Origin of the sequence: Nonomuraea sp. B19D2 (assembly GCF_040137845.1) — a bacterium.
In the GTDB taxonomy this organism is placed as follows: domain Bacteria; phylum Actinomycetota; class Actinomycetes; order Streptosporangiales; family Streptosporangiaceae; genus Nonomuraea.
In genome coordinates, this window is the sequence record NZ_JBEFAK010000156.1 from 1 (window position 1) to 992 (window position 992).

General features: G+C 68.0%; 1 protein-coding gene. It reads left to right on the forward strand.

All coding sequences use genetic code 11. From position 1 onward, the window contains the following. Positions 1-141: 141 nt before the first annotated feature. A partial coding sequence (locus ABN273_RS59240; protein WP_349458604.1) for an IS256 family transposase occupies positions 142-992 on the forward strand: 851 nt, incomplete at its 3' end.

Below are 992 nucleotides of genomic sequence, written 5' to 3' on the forward strand. Positions count from 1 at the left end.
GTTCACGTCCAGGGAGATGGTGTGCGGGTGATCAAGCCCTTGGACTGGTACGGGTGAGATCCATGTGACAAGAGACGGCCACTCCGTAATCCTTCGATTCGCTCACATCAACACGAAGGGGACGAAGTGGCCGTCAATGACATTGTGCCCGCTGCCGGGGAGTACTTGGAAGACACCCTCGCCGCAGCGAGCCCGGACCTGCTCCGGACGATGATCCGCGAGTTCGCCCAGCGGATGATGGACGCCGAGGTCGAGCAGCTGTGCGGCGCTGGCTACGGCGAGGTCAGCAGCGAGCGGGTCAACACCCGCAACGGCTACCGCGCCCGCCCATGGGACACCCGTGCCGGGAGCATCGAACTGGCCGTGCCCCGGCTACGGCAAGGCTCCTATTTCCCGGACTTCCTGCTGGACAAGCGACGCCGCGCCGAGCGGGCGCTGACCAGTGTGGTGGCCACCAGCTACCTGCTCGGGGTCTCGACGCGGCGGGTGGAGAAGCTGGCCGAGGCGATGGGCATCACCTCATTGTCGAAGTCGCAGGTTTCGGCGATGGCCGCCGAACTCGACGCGATGGTCGAGCAGTTCCGGTCCCGGCCGCTGGACGCCGGCCCGTACACCTTCGTCTGGATCGACGCGCTGACCCAGAAGGTCCGCGAGGGCGGCCGGACGGTGACCGCGCACGCCCTGGTCGCCACCGGCGTCAACGCCGACGGCCAACGCGAGATCCTCGGCCTGGACGTCGTCTCCAGCGAGGACGGCGCGGGCTGGCTAGCGTTCCTGCGCGGCCTGGTCGCCCGTGGCCTGTCCGGCGTGCTGATGGTGACCTCCGACTGCCACGCCGGGCTGCGCGACGCGATCGCCTCCACCTTGCCGGGCGCGTCCTGGCAGAGGTGTCGAACCCACTACGCGCGAAACTTGATCACGCGCGTTCCGAAGTCGGCCCAGCCATGGGTGGCCACCATGCTGCGCACCATCTTCGAACAGCCCGACGCCGA